This window comes from Caballeronia insecticola, assembly GCF_000402035.1.
Classification (GTDB): domain Bacteria; phylum Pseudomonadota; class Gammaproteobacteria; order Burkholderiales; family Burkholderiaceae; genus Caballeronia; species Caballeronia insecticola.
On record NC_021287.1, the window covers coordinates 1,782,578 to 1,803,792 of the forward strand.

15 protein-coding genes, 2 tRNA genes and 3 rRNA genes are annotated in these 21,215 nt (G+C 60.5%); 7 read left to right on the plus strand and 13 right to left on the minus strand.

All coding sequences use genetic code 11. The features are described from left to right. Positions 1 to 70: 70 nt before the first annotated feature. The gene (locus tag BRPE64_RS08195; RefSeq protein WP_016345613.1) at positions 71 to 1,309 is read right to left on the minus strand and encodes a DUF3734 domain-containing protein; all 1,239 of its coding nucleotides are present in this window, start codon (positions 1,307 to 1,309) and stop codon (positions 71 to 73) included. Positions 1,310 to 1,325: 16 nt separating this feature from the next. Continuing rightward, complete coding sequence (locus tag BRPE64_RS08200; RefSeq protein WP_016345614.1) at positions 1,326 to 2,120, minus strand: 3-hydroxybutyrate dehydrogenase; 795 nt, start codon at positions 2,118 to 2,120, stop codon at positions 1,326 to 1,328. 306 nt (positions 2,121 to 2,426) lie between these two features. Here BRPE64_RS08200 and BRPE64_RS08205 point away from each other — a divergent pair, with 306 nt between their 5' ends. Then, complete coding sequence (locus tag BRPE64_RS08205) at positions 2,427 to 3,272, plus strand: 23S rRNA (adenine(2030)-N(6))-methyltransferase RlmJ (RefSeq protein ID WP_044041395.1); 846 nt, start codon at positions 2,427 to 2,429, stop codon at positions 3,270 to 3,272. A gap of 19 nt (positions 3,273 to 3,291) precedes the next feature. Here BRPE64_RS08205 and BRPE64_RS08210 read toward each other — a convergent pair whose 3' ends face one another. Continuing rightward, positions 3,292 to 3,648: a hypothetical protein gene (locus BRPE64_RS08210; RefSeq protein WP_016345616.1), complete on the minus strand. Its 357-nt coding sequence runs from the start codon at positions 3,646 to 3,648 to the stop codon at positions 3,292 to 3,294. A 112-nt stretch (positions 3,649 to 3,760) separates the two neighbouring features. Here BRPE64_RS08210 and copM point away from each other — a divergent pair, with 112 nt between their 5' ends. After that, a complete protein-coding gene (gene copM / locus BRPE64_RS08215) occupies positions 3,761 to 4,159 on the plus strand; it encodes a CopM family metallochaperone (RefSeq protein ID WP_016345617.1) in 399 nt (132 codons plus the stop codon). Between the two features lie 102 nt (positions 4,160 to 4,261). Here copM and BRPE64_RS32265 read toward each other — a convergent pair whose 3' ends face one another. Together BRPE64_RS32265 and cueR are read right to left on the minus strand one after the other, a co-directional pair. Then, the gene (locus BRPE64_RS32265; RefSeq protein WP_084675727.1) at positions 4,262 to 4,408 is read right to left on the minus strand and encodes a DUF3563 family protein; all 147 of its coding nucleotides are present in this window, start codon (positions 4,406 to 4,408) and stop codon (positions 4,262 to 4,264) included. A gap of 235 nt (positions 4,409 to 4,643) precedes the next feature. Beyond that, positions 4,644 to 5,030 carry a Cu(I)-responsive transcriptional regulator gene (cueR, locus tag BRPE64_RS08220; protein WP_016345619.1) on the minus strand — a complete coding sequence of 129 codons (387 nt, stop codon included), beginning with the start codon at positions 5,028 to 5,030 and terminating at the stop codon, positions 4,644 to 4,646. Positions 5,031 to 5,126: 96 nt separating this feature from the next. Here cueR and BRPE64_RS08225 point away from each other — a divergent pair, with 96 nt between their 5' ends. Together BRPE64_RS08225 and BRPE64_RS08230 are read left to right on the plus strand one after the other, a co-directional pair. Further along, on the plus strand, positions 5,127 to 5,333 hold the full coding sequence (locus BRPE64_RS08225; protein ID WP_016345620.1) for a heavy-metal-associated domain-containing protein: 207 nt from the start codon (positions 5,127 to 5,129) through the stop codon (positions 5,331 to 5,333). Continuing rightward, a complete protein-coding gene (locus BRPE64_RS08230; RefSeq protein ID WP_016345621.1) occupies positions 5,330 to 6,268 on the plus strand; it encodes a dTDP-4-dehydrorhamnose reductase family protein in 939 nt (312 codons plus the stop codon). The genes BRPE64_RS08225 and BRPE64_RS08230 overlap by 4 nt, the downstream gene beginning before the upstream one ends. Here BRPE64_RS08230 and BRPE64_RS08235 read toward each other — a convergent pair. From BRPE64_RS08235 to BRPE64_RS08265, 8 genes are all read right to left on the minus strand, one after another. Further along, on the minus strand, positions 6,262 to 9,738 hold the full coding sequence (locus BRPE64_RS08235; protein WP_016345622.1) for an error-prone DNA polymerase: 3,477 nt from the start codon (positions 9,736 to 9,738) through the stop codon (positions 6,262 to 6,264). The genes BRPE64_RS08230 and BRPE64_RS08235 overlap by 7 nt on opposite strands. 7 nt (positions 9,739 to 9,745) lie before the next feature. Further along, a complete protein-coding gene (locus tag BRPE64_RS08240) occupies positions 9,746 to 11,323 on the minus strand; it encodes a Y-family DNA polymerase (protein ID WP_232519170.1) in 1,578 nt (525 codons plus the stop codon). Continuing rightward, positions 11,271 to 12,131: a translesion DNA synthesis-associated protein ImuA gene (gene imuA, locus BRPE64_RS08245; protein WP_016345624.1), complete on the minus strand. Its 861-nt coding sequence runs from the start codon at positions 12,129 to 12,131 to the stop codon at positions 11,271 to 11,273. Before imuA ends, BRPE64_RS08240 begins: the two co-directional genes overlap by 53 nt. Before the next feature lie 244 nt (positions 12,132 to 12,375). Next, positions 12,376 to 12,489 (minus strand): 5S ribosomal RNA (rrf, locus tag BRPE64_RS08250). Between the two features lie 121 nt (positions 12,490 to 12,610). Further along, positions 12,611 to 15,491, minus strand: a 23S ribosomal RNA gene (locus BRPE64_RS08255). Between the two features lie 299 nt (positions 15,492 to 15,790). Then, positions 15,791 to 15,866, minus strand: a tRNA-Ala gene (locus tag BRPE64_RS08260). A 48-nt stretch (positions 15,867 to 15,914) separates the two neighbouring features. Then, positions 15,915 to 15,991 (minus strand) — tRNA-Ile (locus BRPE64_RS31860). 63 nt (positions 15,992 to 16,054) lie between these two features. After that, positions 16,055 to 17,588: ribosomal RNA gene (locus BRPE64_RS08265) — 16S ribosomal RNA — on the minus strand. Together the 16S, 23S and 5S rRNA genes with 2 tRNA genes alongside form the textbook arrangement of a ribosomal RNA operon. Before the next feature lie 608 nt (positions 17,589 to 18,196). On the opposite strand from BRPE64_RS08265, the gene BRPE64_RS08270 reads away from it, so the two are divergent. The 3 genes from BRPE64_RS08270 (at position 18,197) to BRPE64_RS08280 (ending at position 21,154) form a co-directional block, all read left to right on the plus strand. Next, the gene (locus tag BRPE64_RS08270) at positions 18,197 to 19,411 is read left to right on the plus strand and encodes a DUF2863 family protein (protein ID WP_016345625.1); all 1,215 of its coding nucleotides are present in this window, start codon (positions 18,197 to 18,199) and stop codon (positions 19,409 to 19,411) included. A gap of 190 nt (positions 19,412 to 19,601) precedes the next feature. Further along, positions 19,602 to 20,411 (plus strand): LuxR family transcriptional regulator, encoded by an 810-nt coding sequence (locus BRPE64_RS08275; protein WP_016345626.1) that lies wholly within the window; start codon positions 19,602 to 19,604, stop codon positions 20,409 to 20,411. A gap of 68 nt (positions 20,412 to 20,479) precedes the next feature. Beyond that, positions 20,480 to 21,154 (plus strand): membrane protein, encoded by a 675-nt coding sequence (locus tag BRPE64_RS08280; protein WP_044041397.1) that lies wholly within the window; start codon positions 20,480 to 20,482, stop codon positions 21,152 to 21,154. Positions 21,155 to 21,215: the final 61 nt, after the last annotated feature.

Sequence of the window (21,215 nt, forward strand, 5' to 3'; positions counted from 1 at the left end):
CGGAATGCGTGCCGGATTATACAAAGAGACACAAATGCGCGCCCGGACGGGCCGTTACTTGGCGCTACCTTCACTCGCCGCGATGGATATCGTGCGTAATGAAGCGAGATTCACCGTTTGGCATGTCGAGCCAGTCGCGGTGCGCGAGTGTGCGGCGGATGTCGGTAAGGCCGCTTTCCCAGTGTTCGCGCATCGTCGAAAAGCCAAATTGATAGTCCTTGTAGTGGCCTTCGTATTCCTTGTGGCGATAGATCAGATGCACGATGTTGTAGCGCTTCGAGCACGCCAGCTCCTCGGCAAGCCTGCACCATTCGTTGCTCTTGCGGACGTCTTCGGGCACGAGGTCGAGCACATGTTGCAGCACGTTCCGGGCGCGTTGCGCGCGCTGCATCTGATCGGTGACCAGGCGCGTGCGGCTCGAGAACTGCACGTCCTTCACGCGGCCCATGACATCGACGATGCTGTCCGGCACGGGCCCGCGCGCGCTCCAGAGATCGACCTGGAAAGCGAGCGTGTCGCGGCGTGGCGTCGCCTGCGCAACCTCGTAGAGTGGCGTGTTCGACATGAGGCCGCCATCCCAGTAGAACTGGCCGTCGATTTCGACCGCGGCAAAGCCCGGCGGCAGCGCCCCGGACGCGATGAAATGCTCGGCGCGCAGGCGGATCTGCGTGTTGTCGAAATATGCGAAGTTGCCGGTCGCGACGTTCACCGCGCCGACCGACACGCGCGTTTCACCCGAATTGATGCGATCGAAGTCGCACAGACGCTCGAGCGTCGCCTTGAGCGGCGTGGTGTCGTAATAGCTGGCGGTCTGCGGCGAAGTCGATTCGATCGGCGACGGCGGCGGAAAGCGCGGCACGAAAAAGCCCTTCTGCCCCTCCACCAGCGCGCCGAAAGCCTGCATCGCCGTGAAGGCTTTGCGCACCTCGTCGGCTGAATCGAACAGCGCGCGCTCGACGAACGCGGGCAGCGGAAAGCCGTACGCGGGCTGGCAGATCGTCTCCCAGAATTCAAGCAGACGCGTTACGCGATGCTCCGGCGCATTACCCGCGATGATCGCGGTATTGAGCGCGCCGATGGAAATGCCGGCGATCCAGTTCGGATGAATATTCGCCTCATGCAGCCCCTGATAGACGCCGGCCTGATACGCGCCAAGCGCGCCACCGCCCTGGAGCATCAGCGCGATCGTCTCGTAGGGCGGCAACTGGATGCTCGCGCCCGATGCGGACGCTTCAGCTTCCTTTTTCCGCTTGCCCGCGCGCGCCGCTCGCCCCGATTGCCCCGCTTCGTTGTTCTCGATTTCCGACATCCCGCGTGTTCTCCCTTTACTGCATGAACCAGCCGTGACTGACGACGAACGACTGACCGGTCAGCGCCGCCGTCTCGAATGCGGACAGAAAGAGCACGGTCTGCGCGACGTCCTCGACGGTAGTGAACACGCCATCGACCGTGCCGCCGAGCATCACGCGCCTGACGACCTCTTCCTCGCTGATCTTCAGCTCTTTGGCCTGCTCGGGAATCTGCTTGTCGACGAGCGGCGTGCGCACGAAACCCGGACAGACCACATGCGAGCGCACGTTATGCGCCGCGCCTTCCTTCGCCAGCACGCGCGCAAGTCCGAGCAGGCCGTGCTTCGCCGTGACATAGGCGGATTTCAGCGGCGACGCCTCGTGCGAATGCACCGAGCCCATGTAGATCACGACGCCGCCGCGATCGTCTTTGTACATGTGCTTCAGCGCCGCCTTGGTTGTGAGAAACGCGCCGTCGACATGGATCGCCATCATTTTTTTCCAGTCGGCATACGCATAGTTTTCGATCGGATTGACGATCTGGATGCCCGCGTTCGACACGAGAATGTCCACCGAACCGAGTTCCGACGCCGCCCGGTCGACGCCCTGATTGACCGCATCTTCGTTCGTCACGTCCATGGCGATACCGATGGCCTTGCCGCCCTTGCCGCGGATTTCCCCGGCCACCGCGTCTGCACCCGCCTGATTCAGGTCGGCGATGGCGACCGCCGCGCCCGCTTCGGCGAGCGTATGCGCGATCGCCCGGCCGATGCCGCTCGCCGCGCCGGTCACGACCGCGGTCTTGCCGTCGAGCTTACCGTTTGATGACATGCGAACCTCCTATCCAGTGGGATGACATTGGGTAATGACAACATCCAGCGGCACGGCATTCAAGCTGGCCATTCGGCATAGGAAAATGCGTACGGAAGATCAGAATGCCTAGGCCGTTCGGCCGACTGTTCACAAAGGTCCGGGAGCGGTTATTGTGCATGAAGGACGCAGTGCGCTGCGGCGAAGGCTGCGCACTATGAAAGCGCGTCGGGTGGGCTCGGCTACAATGGTCGCCCTTCGCGCAGGTCCCGTCGCGCCTTGCGCCCGTTTTCGTTCCGCTTTTCACGCCCGCAAGGGCTTCTCGTCATGCTCAGTTATCGTCACGCTTTTCATGCGGGCAATCACGCCGATGTGCTGAAGCACGCAGTCGTCGTGCAAATGCTTCGCTATCTCGGCCTGAAGGACAAATCGTATTGGTACATCGACACCCACGCCGGCGCCGGGGTCTACTCGCTCACCGAAGGCTTCGCGACGAGGAACGCCGAGTTCGACACGGGCATCGGACGGCTCTGGAATCAGGACGATCTGCCGCCCCTGCTCGCGGATTACGTCGATGAAGTGAAGGCGCTCAATCCCGAAGGCGATCTGCGCTTCTATCCCGGCTCGCCCTATCTCGCCTGGCGCACGATGCGAGAACAGGACCGCATGCGGCTGTTCGAACTGCACAGCACCGAAATCGACGTGCTGCGCCATAACTTTCGCGATGCCGGCCGCCGCGCGATGATTTACGACGGCGACGGCTTCGACGGCATCAAGGCGATCGTGCCGCCGCCGCCGCGCCGGGCGCTCGTGCTGATCGACCCGTCATACGAAGACAAGCGCGACTACGCCCGCACGCTCACGTGTCTGCAAGAGTGCCTCAAGCGTTTTGCGACCGGCACCTACGCCGTCTGGTATCCGCTCGTCACGCGCATGGAGTCGCAGCGTTTCGCGGATCAGTTGAAGGCCATTCAGCCGAACGGCTGGCTCAATGTGAGCCTGACCGTGAGAAAACCCCCGGAGGATGGATTCGGGTTGTTCGGCAGCGGCATGTTCGTGCTGAATCCGCCGTACACGCTCGCGAAAGACTTGAAGGAGTCGCTGCCCTATCTCGTCGACGCCCTCGGCGAGGACGATGATGCCTCGTTCAAGCTTGAACATCGCGCAGCGTGATGCGCATCGGCAATCACAATCATGGATAGGCCGCTCGCGGCACACGCGGCCGGCCGCCGCCCGGCTGCACGGGCACGCTGTTCTGCCCCGCCGGGAATTCGACGTACGGCGAAACGATGATCGGCGGCTCTGCCTGCTGCGGGAGTTCGGGCAAGGTCGCCATCGGAACCATGCCGGGACCGCCCAACTGTCCGCTCTGGAGCACGGTGCCGCTCACGCCGCTGTGAATGCCGGTTTGCGTGTCGAGCACGAGGGGTTCGCCGCCCGGCTTGGCGAGTGCCGCTTCGACGCAGCACACGCCGATGGCCAGCGCGACGCACACGCACACGAGACGCACCACGCGCACGTTCATCGAGCCGCTGTTTGAGTTGCGCATCGCTCGCTCTTTTGTGTAGACGAAACCGCTTTACCTTACCCCGGTGGCAAGCTTTAGGCTAGGCGTTCCTGTTCGGATTCGTTCTGCAACCGCCCTTTCTCAAGGAGATACGATGAAATCAAGAAGAATCGCGCTTGCCATCCTCACTGCTTTTTGTAGCGCTGGCGCGATCGCGCAGACCGCGTCGTCCGCAAGCGACGCCATGCCCGGCATGAACATGGAACGGCACGCGCCGAAGCCGACGGATGTCTCGTCGACCGCGGCCTATCAGGCAGCCGATCAAAAGATGATGTCCGGGATGTCGGGTATCGAATACACGGGCGATGCCGACCGCGATTTCGTCGCGCATATGATTCCGCACCATCAGGGCGCGGTGGAAATGGCGAAGGTCGAGCTGAAGTATGGCAAGGACGCGAAGCTGCGCAAACTGGCGAAGGACATCGTCGCGGCGCAGGACAAAGAAATCGCGTTTATGAAGCAATGGCTCGAGCAGCATCCGCGCAAGCAGTAGCGCGGCAGCCAGAGCAATTGGAAGCAGCAGGAAAGCAAAAGCCCCGCGATGCGGGGCTTTTCAACTTTCACTTCGGCGCGCCTGGCGCCTGCGACGAAACGCTTACGCGTTATAGCCGTTCGATTCGAGCGAGCGGATGCGCTGTTCGAGCTGGACGATGTCGGTCGATTGCGCCAGATACGCTTCACGACGACGTTGCTCGGCCGCTTCAAACCAAATGCTCAGCTTTTCGATGATGTATGCAAACATGATGTGCTCCAAGGTCTTCAAAAGATCCCTGGCATTTCGGGTCAGGGATTACCCGAATTAGGGAATACCCGGATTATAGGGGAGAACGGCCGAAGATGGTAGTGAAATGCTTGAATACTGTGCATGCCGTTTCGCAATGGTGCGGGCGTGATGCTTGCTTCAAGTTGCTGTTTTATCGGACGATTTCCGTCATTCGCAGAATCTGCTCTCGTGGTCTAAGCACCACAACGGTGCATCACTGCGCCAGCTTGTCCAGAATCGGGCAATCGGGGCGTTCGTCGCCGTGACAGTGACGCGCGAGATGCGCAAGCGTGTCGCGCATGTCCGTCAGCTCGGCGATGCGCCGATCCAGTTCCGCGACGTGTTCCAGCGCAATCGACTTGACCTCGGCGCTCGCACGCGAGCGGTCCTGCCACAGCGCGAGCAGCTGGCGAATATCCTCGACGAGAAAACCCAGCCGGCGCGCCTGCCGCACGAAACGCAAAGCATGGACTTCCTGCGCGCCGTACACGCGATATCCCGACGACGTCCGCCCGACCGGATTGAGCAATCCGACGCTCTCGTAATAACGGATCATCTTCGCCGTCACGCCCGAAGCACGCGCCGCTTCACCGATGTTCATGCTCTGCTCCGAAAAATGTGACTTCACTCTACACCTTCCCACGATGGCAAGGTATACGATGTCGTTGAACCAGGCCTTTTCAAGAGGAATCCCGCAATGACCGAATTCGAAGTTCAGGGCATGAGTTGCCAGCACTGCGTCGCGGCCGTGACGCGCTCGATCCAGGAAATCGATCCGCAAGCGCAGGTTCGCGTGGATCTGGAGCGCGGCCGGGTCGCGGTCGACTCGGCGCAATCGAACGATGCGCTGAAAGATGCTATCGACGAAGCCGGCTATACGGTCGTCGCCGTCAAGTCCGCATGAAGGCGGGCGAACGCTTTACCGTCGCGCTGATCGGCGCGTCGGGGCTTTTGGGGCGGGCCGTCGCCGCCGAACTGGCGCGTGCGGAAAGCGCGCAAACATGGCGTGTCGTGCGCACCGCCCGAAATCGCGTCGATGCGCAGAGTGCAAAGCTCGACCTGCTCGACCACGAAGCGGTGCGCGGCTTTTTGCGCGAGCTTGCGCCCGATGCCATCGTCGTCGCGGCGGCGGAGCGGCGTCCGGACATCTGCGAAAACGATCCGTCGTTGGCTCGCGCGCTGAACGTCGACGCCTTGCGCGTAATCGCCGAAGAGGCGCGCACGCTCGGCGCATGGGTTCTGTCGATATCGACCGACTATGTGTTCGACGGCGCTTCGCCGCCCTATTACCCCGACGACGCCCCCGCGCCGCTCAACGCCTACGGCCGCAGCAAGCTGGAAGGCGAACGCACGTTGCTCGCGGCAGATCCCGCGTCATGCGTGCTGCGCCTGCCGTTGTTGTACGGGCCATTCACCGACTGGAACGAATCGGCAGTGACGAGCCTCACGCCCGCGATCGTCGCGTCGGCGAATTCGGCGAACCCGCGCGCATCGATGGACGCCTGGGCAACGCGCTATCCGACCTTCACGCCCGACGTCGCCGTGGTCATTCGCGGCATGCTCGAACATCACGCGCGCGGTGCGACGATTTCCGGCATCGCGCAATGGTCCGGCGACGAGCCGATGACGAAGTTCGACATCGCCCGACGCATCGCGCGCGTTCTGAAGGTGGACGCGAAGCTCGTCGCGCAAATCACGCCGACGGACTCGACGCCACGTCCGCGTGACTGCCATCTGGATTCCGGCCGGCTGGAAGCGCTCGGCATCGGCCGGCGCACGCCGTTCGACCAGGCGATCGCCGGGTTGCTCTCGAACTATCCGGACGTCTCGTCTCAGTGAAAATCGCGGCTCGGCGCGGCGAGGCGGCCGAGCAGCGCGCTGTGATCTTCGAGCCGATGCGCCACCAGATGCCGCACGTCGCCGTCCTTCTGCCAGACGCCGTGAACGCCGAGCAGCGACGACCCCAAAAGCACCTTGCGTTGCTTCTCGACCAGCCCGGGCCAGACGATCACGTTGATCGAGCCGGTCTCGTCTTCTATCGAGATAAAGATCGTGCCGTTCGCCGTACCCGGCCGCTGGCGCACCGTCACGATGCCGCACGCCCGCACGGCGCGCCCGTTGCGGATGTTTTCCAGTTCGGCCGCGCTTTTGAAACGCATGCGCGAAAGTCTTTCGCGCAGAAGCGCGAGCGGATGACGATTGAGCGTGAGCCCGAGGCTCGCGTAGTCGTCGACGATTTCGCGGCCTTCCGACGCTTCCGGCAGCGCGAGCGGCGCCTCGCTCAGCGGCGCATCGCGCAGCAACTCGGGCGCACGCTGTTGGGCCGTAACCTCCCACCATGCCTGACGCCGATGCCCTGCGATGCTCGCGAGCGCATTGCCGGCCGCGAGCGCTTCGAGATCGCGGCGCGACAACGCGGCGCGGCGCGTGAGATCGTCGACATCGACGAACGGCGCCTCACGACGCGCGGCCATGATCCGTTCCGCGGCCGCCTGCGAAAAGCCCTTGATCAACTGCAGGCCGATGCGCACGCCCGGCCCCGTCGTCCCGTATTGCGCTGAGGGCAGCTTGACGCGCGCGCGGAGCCGACGCGCACCGCGCCGCATGGTCTTGCGAAAGATCTGCGTCGATGCGCTCGCACCGTAGAACTGCTGACGCCGCCGCTCGCGGCCGGCATCGAACGCGATGCGCCTGCCGGTACCGCAGCGCTCCTCCAGCACCGATTCCCAGTCGCTCAGCGAAACATCGGGCGCGAACACCGGCACGCCATGACGCCGTGCATCCTGCACGAGTTGCGACGGCGAATAGAACCCGAGCGGCTGACTATTCAGCAGGCCGGCCAGAAACGCCGCGGGTTCGTAACGCTTGATCCACGCGCTGATATAGACGAGCAGCGCAAAGCTTGCGGAATGGCTCTCCGGAAAGCCGTATTCGCCGAAGCCCTCGATCTGCTTGCATACGCGCGCGGCGAACTCGTGTTCGTAGCCACGCGCGAGCATCTTCTTCATGAGATCGGCCTGATACACCTCGAGATGACTGCCGCGTCGCCAGGCGGCCATCGCGCGGCGCAACTGGTCGGCCTGCTCGGCGGTGTAGCCTGCCGCGACCATCGCGAGCTTCATCACCTGCTCCTGAAAGATCGGGACGCCGAGCGTGCGGCCGAGCACCGGCCGCAATTCCTCCTTCGGATACTCTTCCTTTTCCAATCCCTGCTTGCGCCGCAGATACGGATGCACCATGCCGCCCTGAATCGGACCGGGCCGCACGATCGCCACTTCGATCACGAGGTCGTAGTATTTGTTGGGACGCAGACGCGGCAGCATGCTCTGCTGCGCGCGCGATTCGATCTGAAACACGCCGATGGTGTCCGCACGGCAGCACATCTCGTAGACGGCCCGGTCCTCGCGGCGAATGTGCCCCATGCTGAAGCCCGGCACGCCGCGGCGCAGCGCGACGAATTCGAGCGCACGCCGGATCGCCGAAAGCATGCCGAGCGCGAGCACGTCCACTTTCAGTAGCTTCAGCTGATCGATGTCGTCCTTGTCCCACTGGATCACGCAGCGGTCCTTCATTGCGGCGTTTTCGATCGGCACGAGCCGCGACAAGCGCTCCCGCGCGATCACGAAGCCGCCGACGTGCTGCGACAGATGCCGCGGAAAGCCGCGCAACTCGCGCGTCAGACGGATCAGATGCTTCGTGACGTGCGAATCCTCGCTGAAGCCCGCTTCCCTGAGATAGCCCGCCACCGCGGACGGCCCGTCCCACCATTGCTGCGACTTGCCGATCCGCTCGATCAGCGACGCATCCAGCCCGAGTGCACGGCCGACGTCCTTGAGCGCGCTGCGCGTGTGATACGTGATGACCGACGCCGCCAGCGACGCACGATGCCGCCCGTACTTCCGGTAGATGTACTGGATGACTTCCTCGCGCCGCTGATGCTCGAAATCGACATCGATGTCCGGCGGCTCGTTGCGCGCCTGCGAAATAAAGCGCTCGATCAGCAGGCCCATACTCACCGGATCGAGCTCGGTGATATGGAGGCAGAAGCAAATGATCGAATTCGCCGCCGACCCGCGTCCCTGACACAAAATGCCCTGGCTGCGCGCGAAAGCGACGATGTCGTAGACCGTCAGGAAGTACTTCTCGTATTCCAGCGCGGCGACGAGCGCCAGTTCTTTCTCGATGAGTCCGATCGTCTCGGCATCGAGCCCGTTCGGCCAGCGTTTGAGCGCGCCCGCGATCACTTGCTTGCGCAAATAGCTGGCGGGCGTCTCGCCGGGCGGCACGAGTTCTTCCGGATATTCGTAGCGCAACTCGTCGAGCCGAAACGTGCAGCGCGACGCCACTTGCAGCGTTTCGGCAATCGTCTCTTTCGGATACAACGCGCCGATACGCAGGCGCGTGCGCAGATGCCGCTCCGCGTTCGCTTCGAGCGCATAGCCGCATTCGGCGAGCGGGCGATTGAGGCGGATCGCGGTCAGCGTGTCCTGTAAAGGCTTGCGCGAGCGCGCATGCATCAACGCGCCGCTTGCCGCGACGAGCGGCAATCCGCTTGCCTCGGCGATCACGCGCGACGAGGCGAGGCGCTCGTCGTCGCTGCCGTCTTGCCATAGCTCCAGTGCGAGCCACGCGCGGCCGGCGGCGAAACCGGCCAGCCAGTGCGCACGGTCGAGTGTGTCGGCAAGCGTCGCCGAACGCTGCGGCACGAGGATCAGCAGGCAGTCGGGCAGATGCTTCAGATGCGCGATGTCGCCACGTAAGTCGGTCTCATCCGGCGCACCGGACGATGCCGCGGGATCGGTGAAATCCTCCGGACCCAGCCGGTAAGTGCCCTTGGGCGAACGCGAGCGCGCGAGCGAGATCAGCTCGGACAGATTGCCGTAACCCGCGCGATTCGTCGCCAGTGCGATCAGCGTGCAGAATGGCTCGCCGTCGGCATCGGTGAGATGCAATTCACTGCCGATGATCAGTTTCAGATTCTGCTGCTTCGGCGGCGGCTCGCCGGCATCGCGCGCAGCTTTGAGCGCGGCTTGCGCTTTCGCTTCGATATCCTTGATCGCCGCATGCGCGCGCACGACGCCCGCGAGCGAACATTCGTCCGTGATCGCGAGCGCGGTGTAGCCGTGCTCGAGCGCCGTCGCGGCCAGTTCCTGCGGATGCGATGCCCCGCGCAGGAACGAAAAATTGCTCAGGCAATGCAGTTCGGCATAGTCGGGCAAGAGCGCCGAGGCCGACATCGAGCCCTGAAACGCTGCTTGCTCGTGGTCGTCGCCATCGCCCAAACCGATGATGTCGTTCAAATCGTCCATGACGGCATCATCCGAAAAATCCGTGCAGAAACCAGAAGCCGGTGAGACGCTCGCGATAAAGCCAGAACATGCGGCCGCGATCGTCGGCGGCGACGTAATAGTCGCGCTGGACGCCGTTGCCGTCCCACCATCCCGCCTCGATGCGCTCCGTGCGGCTGATCAGTTTCAGTGGACGCCGATAGAACGGCCGCTCGTTGCGCAACATCAGCTTTTGCGGCGTTTCGAGTATCCACGACGGACGTGGCTGCGAAGGCACAGCCAAATCGGGAAGCTCGAGCGGTTCGCCGGATTCGGGTTCGGTCTCAATCGGTGCGGGCGGCTCGTCCGTCTGTGCTGCCGGCGTGCTCGTCGGCTTCTTGCCGCGCTTTGGCTTCGCTTCGTTCGCGGGTTGATAGGCTTCGACCGTCATCGCCGCTTCGGGCCGATGATCGTCGCGCGCGACCAATTGCACGACATTTTCCGCGCCAAGCCGCGCGCTCAGGCGTTCGAGCAGTTGCGCCATCGATTCGCGGTCGGTGCCCGGCATCGGAAACAAGGTGTCGGGCGGCGGCGCATGCTCGCTGACTTTGTCGGCCAGTAGTTTCATTTCGATCACGGGCGCCACGAGCGCCGTCTGATTCAGCTTTTCGCGCAGCAGCCAGAGGATGTGATCGGCGTCGCGCGTCGGGACGGCCCACGCTATTTTGAACGTCGATGTCCTGGGCGCATGGCGCGCGGCCAGCTCATGTTCGAGCAGCAACGAGAACTCGCTGACCGCCGCGTGATGCGCGCTCAGCCAGCCGGCGAGTTGCAGCACGAGACGGCGCGCGGCGAACAACAGCGCATCAGCGCTTTCCACGCGAGCCTGCAATTCGAGCCGCGCCTCAAACGATGCCGGCGCGCAGAACGCCTCGCGCGGATCGGGTGCCTGCCCGTATGCCTGCGCGAGCCATTGCAGGATGCCCGGTCCGAAGCGGCGCGCGACGCCCTTGCGTGGCAACTGACGCAGATCGGCGAGCGTCGCGCAGCCGATCTGCTCGAATGCGTTGCCGTGCGAATGCGCCGACGGCACGAGCGATACCGGCAGTTCGTCGAGCACGCGCGCGAGCGTCGACTCTTTCAGGATACGCACGCGCCGCGCAACCCGCCGCGTGCGCGCGTGCGCCAGCAACCACGCGCCCCAGGCAGTGGGTGCGCAACCCATGCGCGAGGTGAAACCGCATCCTTTCACCGTCGATGTCACCTTCGACAGCAACGCGCGCAATCCGCCGAACAGCCGCATGCTTGCGCCGACTTCGAGCAACACCGTATTCGCGTGGGCAAGCACGACTTTGGGCGTGAAAGCGAGCAGCGCCAGCGCAACGGCTTCGAGCGCGCTCTGCTCCGCGCGGATATCGACGGCGAGCAGCGTCAGATGCGGCGCGAGTGCGAACGCGTGCGAGCGCGTGCTGCCGGGACGCACGCCGAGCCGGAACGCGACGAGATCGGGCATCAGAATGCGCGCGTGATCGGCAAGCGCGAAGCATGGTTGCTCGATATCGTCGATGCGAACGTCATTCGTCGATGTTGCTCGAAGCGAAATCGAACTCACCGATGCCGAGGGCATCGAGGGCGGCCTGACTGCTTCGAGCGATAAAAGCGGCAATGTCACCGCTATCCACAACATGTTTGACCTCTCGTGCTTTCCTGCCGAGATGCGCGCGGCGAATATGCTCGGGCAACGCGGGCAACTGCAGCGGCAAGCTCAATTGCAACGGCTTGTCCAGCAAGGGACCACGCCGCTTGATGATGTCGATTTCGAGCATGACGGCTTGCATCCACTCGCGGCGATTCATCGTCTGCGCATTCGCGGGGAGTATCGGCTTGCAAACCATGCGCAACGGGGCTGCGGATGATTGCCGGGCTGCCTTGAGCGGTCGGAACAGGAACGCTAGAGACTTCGCTTCCTGAGCCGCCACTTGCAGCCGCCGAAGTGCTTCCGGACGTACCTCAGGCAACCAGATCAGCACGGCGCCGATACCTTCCTGCTTGAGCGATTGTTCCGCCGCCCAAAGCGTCTGGTCCTCGGACGCTTTGACCCACACCAGCTTGTTCACCGCGATGTTCATCGCCCGAAAAGCCGTCAGATTAGGCTTCCACGGCGGTGCAACGAAGATGACTGAACGGCCTTTGTGCACCGTCAATTCCCGGAGCGCGCGCGCGAGCAGTCTGATTTCGCCGACCCCGCTTTCTTCGATCAGCAATTCGGTAACGCTGCCCGGCATCCAGCCTGCGCCGGGCAAGACGAGATCAAGCGTCCGATAGCCGCTCGATACGATGTCCGAGTCCGGATCATTGATCGGGCTGCCCTGCCAGAGCTGCCGCTGCAGATGCGAAGTCAGCCCGACATCGAGCAATGAAAGTGCTGCACCCATGAGTTTTCCCCGTCCAGCGCGATGCAAGGGGCCTGCTCAGGGTTCGAGCATTCGGTGGCCTCTGGTTTTACTGTATATTTATACAGTATTTCGATGCGGGAGGGTAAACATCTGGGTGCGCCGGGGGCGCGCTGGCAAACCACGGAAGGATGGATACGCGGGGAGGAAAGCGCGTGAGAATTTCGAGCCTGAAACGCAAAAACCCCACCTTATGGGGTGGGGTTTTTGAGTTGAGGCATGAGGAGCCTGACGATTACCTACTTTCACACGGGAGATCCGCACTATCATCGGCGTGGAGTCGTTTCACGGTCCTGTTCGGGATGGGAAGGGGTGGTACCAACTCGCTGTGGTCATCAGGCATGACTTGTTGTTGTGTCGCCGCATGGGCGCTACAACCAATCTGGGAAGAAGTAGTAAGGATGTGGGTGGCGATTGTCGCACACGCGTTACTCGCCAGTGGAGGCAAACACACTGGTTATAGGATCAAGCCTTACGGGCAATTAGTATCAGTTAGCTCAATGCATTACTGCACTTACACACCTGACCTATCAACGTCCTGGTCTAGAACGACCCTTCAAGGGGCTCGAAGCCCCGGGGATATCTCATCTTAAGGCGAGTTTCCCGCTTAGATGCTTTCAGCGGTTATCTCTTCCGAACATAGCTACCCGGCGATGCCACTGGCGTGACAACCGGTACACCAGAGGTTCGTCCACTCCGGTCCTCTCGTACTAGGAGCAGCCCCCTTCAAATATCCAACGCCCACGGCAGATAGGGACCAAACTGTCTCACGACGTTTTAAACCCAGCTCACGTACCTCTTTAAATGGCGAACAGCCATACCCTTGGGACCGGCTACAGCCCCAGGATGAGATGAGCCGACATCGAGGTGCCAAACACCGCCGTCGATATGAACTCTTGGGCGGTATCAGCCTGTTATCCCCAGAGTACCTTTTATCCGTTGAGCGATGGCCCTTCCATACAGAACCACCGGATCACTATGACCTGCTTTCGCACCTGCTCGACTTGTCGGTCTCGCAGTTAAGCACGCTTATGCCATTGCACTATCAGCACGATTTCCGACCGTACCTAGCGTACCTTCGTACTCCTCCGTTACACTTTGGGAGGAGACCGCCCCAGTCAAACTGCCTACCATGCACTGTCCCCGACCCGGATCACGGGCCAAGGTTAGAACCTCAAACAAACCAGGGTGGTATTTCAAGGACGGCTCCACCGAAACTAGCGTTCCGGTTTCATAGCCTCCCACCTATCCTACACAGATCGGTTCAAAGTCCAATGCAAAGCTACAGTAAAGGTTCATGGGGTCTTTCCGTCTAGCCGCGGGGAGATTGCATCATCACAAACACTTCAACTTCGCTGAGTCTCGGGAGGAGACAGTGTGGCCATCGTTACGCCATTCGTGCAGGTCGGAACTTACCCGACAAGGAATTTCGCTACCTTAGGACCGTTATAGTTACGGCCGCCGTTTACCGGGACTTCAATCAAGAGCTTGCACCCCATCATTTAATCTTCCGGCACCGGGCAGGCGTCACACCCTATACGTCCACTTTCGTGTTTGCAGAGTGCTGTGTTTTTATTAAACAGTCGCAGCCACCAGTTTATTGCAACCCTTTCACCCTCCTGGCGCAGGCCAGTCAAGCTACAAGGGCGTACCTTATCCCGAAGTTACGGTACCAATTTGCCGAGTTCCTTCTCCCGAGTTCTCTCAAGCGCCTTAGAATACTCATCTCGCCCACCTGTGTCGGTTTGCGGTACGGTCATTATTAGACTGAAGCTTAGAGGCTTTTCTTGGAACCACTTCCAATTGCTTCGCTTCCGAAGAAGCTCGCGCCACACCCTTGAATCCTGTGCCCGGATTTGCCTGAGCACCTTCTCCAATGCAGCGACCGGGACTTCCAACACCCGGACAACCTTCCGCGATCCGTCCCCCCATCGCATCTAACAATGGTGCAGGAATATTGACCTGCTTCCCATCAGCTACGCATTTCTGCCTCGCCTTAGGGGCCGACTCACCCTACGCCGATGAACGTTGCGTAGGAAACCTTGGGCTTACGGCGAGGGGGCTTTTCACCCCCTTTATCGCTACTCATGTCAGCATTCGCACTTCCGATACCTCCAGCATGCCTTTCGACACACCTTCGCAGGCTTACGGAACGCTCTCCTACCATGCATATAAATATGCATCCGCAGCTTCGGTGACTGGCTTGAGCCCCGTTACATCTTCCGCGCAGGACGACTCGATCAGTGAGCTATTACGCTTTCTTTAAAGGGTGGCTGCTTCTAAGCCAACCTCCTGACTGTTTTAGCCTTCCCACTTCGTTTCCCACTTAGCCAATCTTTGGGACCTTAGCTGGCGGTCTGGGTTGTTTCCCTCTTGACACCGGACGTTAGCACCCGATGTCTGTCTCCCGTGATTGCACTCTTCGGTATTCGGAGTTTGCTATGGCGTAGTAATCCGCAATGGACCCCACAACCATGACAGTGCTCTACCCCCGAAGGTGATACACGAGGCACTACCTAAATAGTTTTCGGAGAGAACCAGCTATTTCCAAGTTTGTTTAGCCTTTCACCCCTATCCACAGCTCATCCCCTAACTTTTCAACGTTAGTGGGTTCGGTCCTCCAGTACGTGTTACCGCACCTTCAACCTGGCCATGGATAGATCACTTGGTTTCGGGTCTACGCCCAGCAACTGATCGCCCTATTCGGACTCGCTTTCGCTACGCCTGCCTTAATCAGTTAAGCTCGCTACTGAACGTAAGTCGCTGACCCATTATACAAAAGGTACGCCGTCACCCGTTTCCAGGCTCCGACTGTTTGTATGCATGCGGTTTCAGGATCTATTTCACTCCCCTCCCGGGGTTCTTTTCGCCTTTCCCTCACGGTACTGGTTCACTATCGGTCGATCACGAGTATTTAGCCTTGGAGGATGGTCCCCCCATCTTCAGACAGGATTTCACGTGTCCCGCCCTACTTGTCGTACACCTAGTTCTTCCAAACTGTTTTCGTCTACAGGGCTATCACCTGCTATGGCCGCACTTTCCAGAGCGTTCGACTAACAATTCAGATAAAGAGTACAGGCTGATCCCATTTCGCTCGCCACTACTTTGGGAATCTCGGTTGATTTCTGTTCCTGCGGTTACTTAGATGTTTCAGTTCACCGCGTTCGCTTCGCTAGACCTATGTATTCAGTCTAGGATGACCCATTCGGGCCGGGTTTCCCCATTCGGACATCTACGGATCAAAGCTCGTTTGCCAGCTCCCCGTAGCTTTTCGCAGGCTACCGCGTCCTTCATCGCCTGTGATCGCCAAGGCATCCACCACATGCACTTGTTCGCTTGACCCTATAACGAGTGTGTCTGCCTGGGCGTTTCCGCTTGCGGCCGACTTCTCGTCATAGGCTGAGTATTCGCGTTGTGCCGTATTCCAAAGCAATCTTTCGATTACCTTTTCATACTTGATACAATCACTACCCTGAGTTCTTACTCACACCCATCTCTAAGTGCTTTCATCACTCTCTTTACTACTTCTTCCAGATTGTTAAAGAACGTTTAGCCGACAAGCTCACTTCCATGCTTGCAGCATCAACTGGCTACAGTCGCCAATGCACAGCGCTCACGCGGAACGCTGTGCATTGAGGACTTGGTGGAGGATGACGGGATCGAACCGACGACCCCCTGCTTGCAAAGCAGGTGCTCTCCCAGCTGAGCTAATCCCCCTTCGTGGCCTGACTATGAGTGGTCACTCCGTCAGCACGCCTTTTCGGGTGGTGGGTCTGGTTGGATTCGAACCAACGACCCCCGCCTTATCAAGACGGTGCTCTAACCGACTGAGCTACAGACCCTTAGCCTGTCTTTCTTACAGCCGATAAGCGTGAGCGCTTAGATAACTTCGTGCGAAGCTCGAGAAAGGAGGTGATCCAGCCGCACCTTCCGATACGGCTACCTTGTTACGACTTCACCCCAGTCATGAATCCTACCGTGGTGACCGTCCTCCTTGCGGTTAGACTAGCCACTTCTGGTAAAACCCACTCCCATGGTGTGACGGGCGGTGTGTACAAGACCCGGGAACGTATTCACCGCGGCATGCTGATCCGCGATTACTAGCGATTCCAGCTTCACGCAGTCGAGTTGCAGACTGCGATCCGGACTACGATCGGTTTTCTGGGATTGGCTCCACCTCGCGGCTTGGCAACCCTCTGTTCCGACCATTGTATGACGTGTGAAGCCCTACCCATAAGGGCCATGAGGACTTGACGTCATCCCCACCTTCCTCCGGTTTGTCACCGGCAGTCTCCTTAGAGTGCTCTTGCGTAGCAACTAAGGACAAGGGTTGCGCTCGTTGCGGGACTTAACCCAACATCTCACGACACGAGCTGACGACAGCCATGCAGCACCTGTGCGCCGGTTCTCTTTCGAGCACTCCCGCCTCTCAGCAGGATTCCGACCATGTCAAGGGTAGGTAAGGTTTTTCGCGTTGCATCGAATTAATCCACATCATCCACCGCTTGTGCGGGTCCCCGTCAATTCCTTTGAGTTTTAATCTTGCGACCGTACTCCCCAGGCGGTCAACTTCACGCGTTAGCTACGTTACTAAGGAAATGAATCCCCAACAACTAGTTGACATCGTTTAGGGCGTGGACTACCAGGGTATCTAATCCTGTTTGCTCCCCACGCTTTCGTGCATGAGCGTCAGTGTTGGCCCAGGGGGCTGCCTTCGCCATCGGTATTCCTCCACATCTCTACGCATTTCACTGCTACACGTGGAATTCTACCCCCCTCTGCCACACTCAAAGCCTGCCAGTCACCAATGCAGTTCCCAGGTTAAGCCCGGGGATTTCACATCGGTCTTAACAGACCGCCTGCGCACGCTTTACGCCCAGTAATTCCGATTAACGCTCGCACCCTACGTATTACCGCGGCTGCTGGCACGTAGTTAGCCGGTGCTTATTCTTCCGGTACCGTCATCCCACCACCATATTAGGGCGATGGTTTTCTTTCCGGACAAAAGTGCTTTACAACCCGAAGGCCTTCTTCACACACGCGGCATTGCTGGATCAGGGTTGCCCCCATTGTCCAAAATTCCCCACTGCTGCCTCCCGTAGGAGTCTGGGCCGTGTCTCAGTCCCAGTGTGGCTGGTCGTCCTCTCAGACCAGCTACAGATCGTCGCCTTGGTAGGCCTTTACCCCACCAACTAGCTAATCTGCCATCGGCCGCCCCTATAGCGCGAGGTCCCGAAGGATCCCCCGCTTTCTTCCGTAGATCGTATGCGGTATTAATCCGGCTTTCGCCGGGCTATCCCCCACTACAGGACACGTTCCGATGTATTACTCACCCGTTCGCCACTCGCCACCAGGGTTGCCCCCGTGCTGCCGTTCGACTTGCATGTGTAAGGCATGCCGCCAGCGTTCAATCTGAGCCAGGATCAAACTCTTCAGTTCAAACCTGTTACTGTTTTTCGGTTGTTTTACCAACCGGTCGCTCACTCAACGTACTGACGATGATTAATCCATCCGTAGACAGATAAACCTTCCTCTTAATACTTCGCGTGAGACTCTTGATTACTTTTGCTATTGCTACGATTCCGAAGAACCGCAACCGCACTTGCCATCAAGCGCCCACACTTATCGGCTGTTAGTTTTTAAAGAACATTCGCAAGGCACTTCAACTTCCGTCTTGCGTCGCTGCGTCAGCAGCAGAGAAACGAGATTATGTACGTCTTTTCAGTTACTGTCAACAAGAATTTGAAGCTTTCTTTTCTTGCCAACCGCGCTTCGGAGCAGATCCAACTTTTGCGTCCGTACCACCCAGCGCCAACCGAAACCACCGCACCGCTACTTCTCCCGCTCCCTTCGCGTTCGTTGAATCGCGAAGGAACGGAATTCTAGTAGCTCGAATCGCTCTTCGCAAGAGCGTCATCGAAAAAATTTCTGTCCCAAGACAAAAACCGCCCCCTCTAAAACGGAAGCTCCTTGACGTCATGCGGTAAAAGCGGACACGGAGCGTCTACAATCAAAGGTTCACCGCACCAATTCACTCTAGTTACGATATGCGCTCGCGAATCGCAAAACGAATCCCCCCGGACGCCGACAAGCTCGTCGGCCTCTCCCTCGCGCTTTTCGCGTCCGGCAGCCGTGTCGAGGACCGCTTCTGGGAAGCCCGTCTCGACACCCTCATCTCCAAACTCGTGCGCAACGGCAACCAAACCACACTCGACGCCGCGCTCGATCACCTGCAGCAGAATCATCCCGATGCCTACGGCGCGCTCGCCGACATGGCCGAGACGCACAGCGAGTCATTCAGGATCGACATCGATGGCACGCCTCACGAGGCGCTGCTCATCGCCGCACCGGTGCTGGCCTGGACCCGCTATGCGATTCCCTCGGGCACGCTGAAAACCGACGCCGTCGACGCGCTGCGCACGCAAATGCAGGCTCACGTTCTCGCCGCCGGGGCCCGCGTGGCCGTCGCACCGTATCTCTACAGCATCGACCAGTTGCCGCGTCATCACGTCGACACGGCGCGCCTCGCCCAGCAACTGCTGCAAACCGCGCTGGGCGGAGCGGCAGCACGTCTGAATCTGGCTGATCTTCCGGAGACATCGCCGATTCTCGCCGATCCGCGCTTCTTGCTGGCGCTGGTGCTCGTGCCGGCCGGCGACGCGTTTTTCCGCTGGCAGGAGGATGAAAACGGTAGCCGCATCGAACGTGGGCAATGTCTCGAGCAGTGGGTGGCCCAGGGCGGCCCGAGCTTCGCGGCTATCCTTCCCGGCTGCGAATTCGAATGTTTGCTGCCGGACGCCTACTATTCAGCCTGTCGCGATGCCGATGAGCAAGTTCGTCCGCACACCGTCCGCACCGCAGTGCGCTATCTGTTCGACACGCTCGGCACCGCGCCACAGGATTTGCGCGCGGTCATCGCCGGTTTCGGCGACCGACGCATCGACGAATACCGCATCGGTTTCACGCGCCGCGGCAGCAACGACGTGATCTACGGCGTCGTCTGGCCGCTATATGGGCGTGAAAACGGCGAACTCGATCTTGACGAAGAAACGGCCGAGCTCGAAGGCGCCAACGGTCCGGTCGAGGAAATCGTCGAGTTGCTGAAGAAGGCGGGCGTGTCGGACGTGCGTCGTCATGCGGGCCGTTTCGAGCCCGAATTCTGTGACGATTGCGGCGTGCCCCTCTACGCCGACCCGCTCGGCGAGATCGTTCACGCGGAAATGCCCGAGGACGCGGAGCCGGCGCAACCGCATTTCCACTGACGGTCTGCGCCCTATCCATGCACCCTGAACAACCCCGCCTTGGCGGGGTTTTTTGTATTTTTGCCTATGCCGTTCGGATAGGGGGCGCGATCACCTTAAATTTGTCAATATTGCCGTCACGCCGACGTGTTCGGCGGCAAAAAAATCCCGGCACCAAAGTCGCGCCCGGGTAATTGACTCGAGGTTAAGCATGAAAATCAACATTATCGGTTCCGACGCAGAGCGCCGCGCGGGCCTTAAAACATTGCTCCGCCGTATCGCACGTCAAGCGCAGTTCAGCGAGGCGAAAGACTGGCGACAAGCCCGCACTGCCCTGAAGCGCTCCATCCCCGACATGATCGTGATCGACTGGGCGCCCGACCTGCGCACCGCCGACCTACAAAAGCTGCTCGACGACACGCCCCGTGTCCCGGTCGCCGTCATGGTCGATCGCTGCGGCGCCCCTCTGGTCTACGCACTGATGAACGCCGGCGCCATGGGCATCGTGCCGCGCGCGCTCGACCCAATCCTGATTCTACGGGCGCTCGAAATGGTGCTCGTCGGCGGGCACTATATTCCGGCCGACATCGTCGACCCTGAGTTGACGCGCGAGCTCACCGCGCGCCGGATTCAGATCAGGGCGCAGCAACGCCTGAAGATACGCCATCATTCGACGCTCTCGCCCCGACAGCAGCAGATCATGCGCTGCGTGCACATGGGAAGCACCAACAAGATGATCGCGAAGACGCTCGGCATCAGCGAAGGCACCGTCAAGATCCACCTTGCAAGTATCTTCCAGCAACTCGGCGCGACGAATCGCGCTGCCGCGGTGGCGATCTACAACAACGTACAGAACGCGCATCTCGAGATTCTGCGCAGCGGCGACGAGTCGTCGTCACGCGCCGTACCGGGCCAGGCGGGCGTCATTCCGCTGCGGCGATCGCGCAAACGCTATCCGTCGCTTCTCGATAACGACGCGGCATCCCTGCCCATGGCGGCCGAGCCGGAATCATCGTTCTAGCAACAAACGAGGCAAATGGGTCTGTCCTTTGCGCACACGTTTTACGCGCAACGAGTAATATGCAAGACATGGGGTTCTTCTACACACCGCTCCCGCTTTGGCTTACCGCTGGCAGTTGGATCGCCGCCGCGGGGGTGATCGCGCTCGCGCTGTTGCAGCGCCCCTTCGCCCGCCTGCAGGACGCCACACTGCAACACGTGTGGCTCGGCATCATCGTCGCGGTGACGGTGCTGTGGGCGTGCAATGCCTGGTTCGACGACGGACCCGTTATCCATCTGCTAGGCGCGACGCTCATGGTCACGCTGTTCGACTGGCGGCTCGCGCTTATCGGCACGGCGGCGACCACGGGTCTTGCTGCCGTCGTGCTCGATGCCTCCTGGCTCACCGTGGCAACCACCTATGTATTGTTCGGTGCGTTGCCCGTGGCCGTCTCCACGTTTCTGCAACGCCTGAGCAACGCCTGGTTGCCGCGCAATCTCGTCACGTTCATCATCGGCCACGGGTTCGTCGTAGCCGGCGCCGCGGTAGCCGCTGCCTGTGGCGCGACCGTTTTGCTGGAGATGGCAGTCGCCGGCGGACCGATCGTCGTGCCCGCGGCATTTACGCGCGGCGCCATTCTGCTCGGCGCGGGCGAGGCGCTATTCACCGGTCTGCTCACCATTCTGATCACGGTGTACAAGCCCGCGTGGATCACCACGTACGACGTGCGCCGATATCGTCTGGATCGCGGTCCGCGCGTCTGAGGTTATCGGCCGCACGGTTGGCGTGCTGCCTGGAGCGCCGGATATCGGACTGCAGGCGATG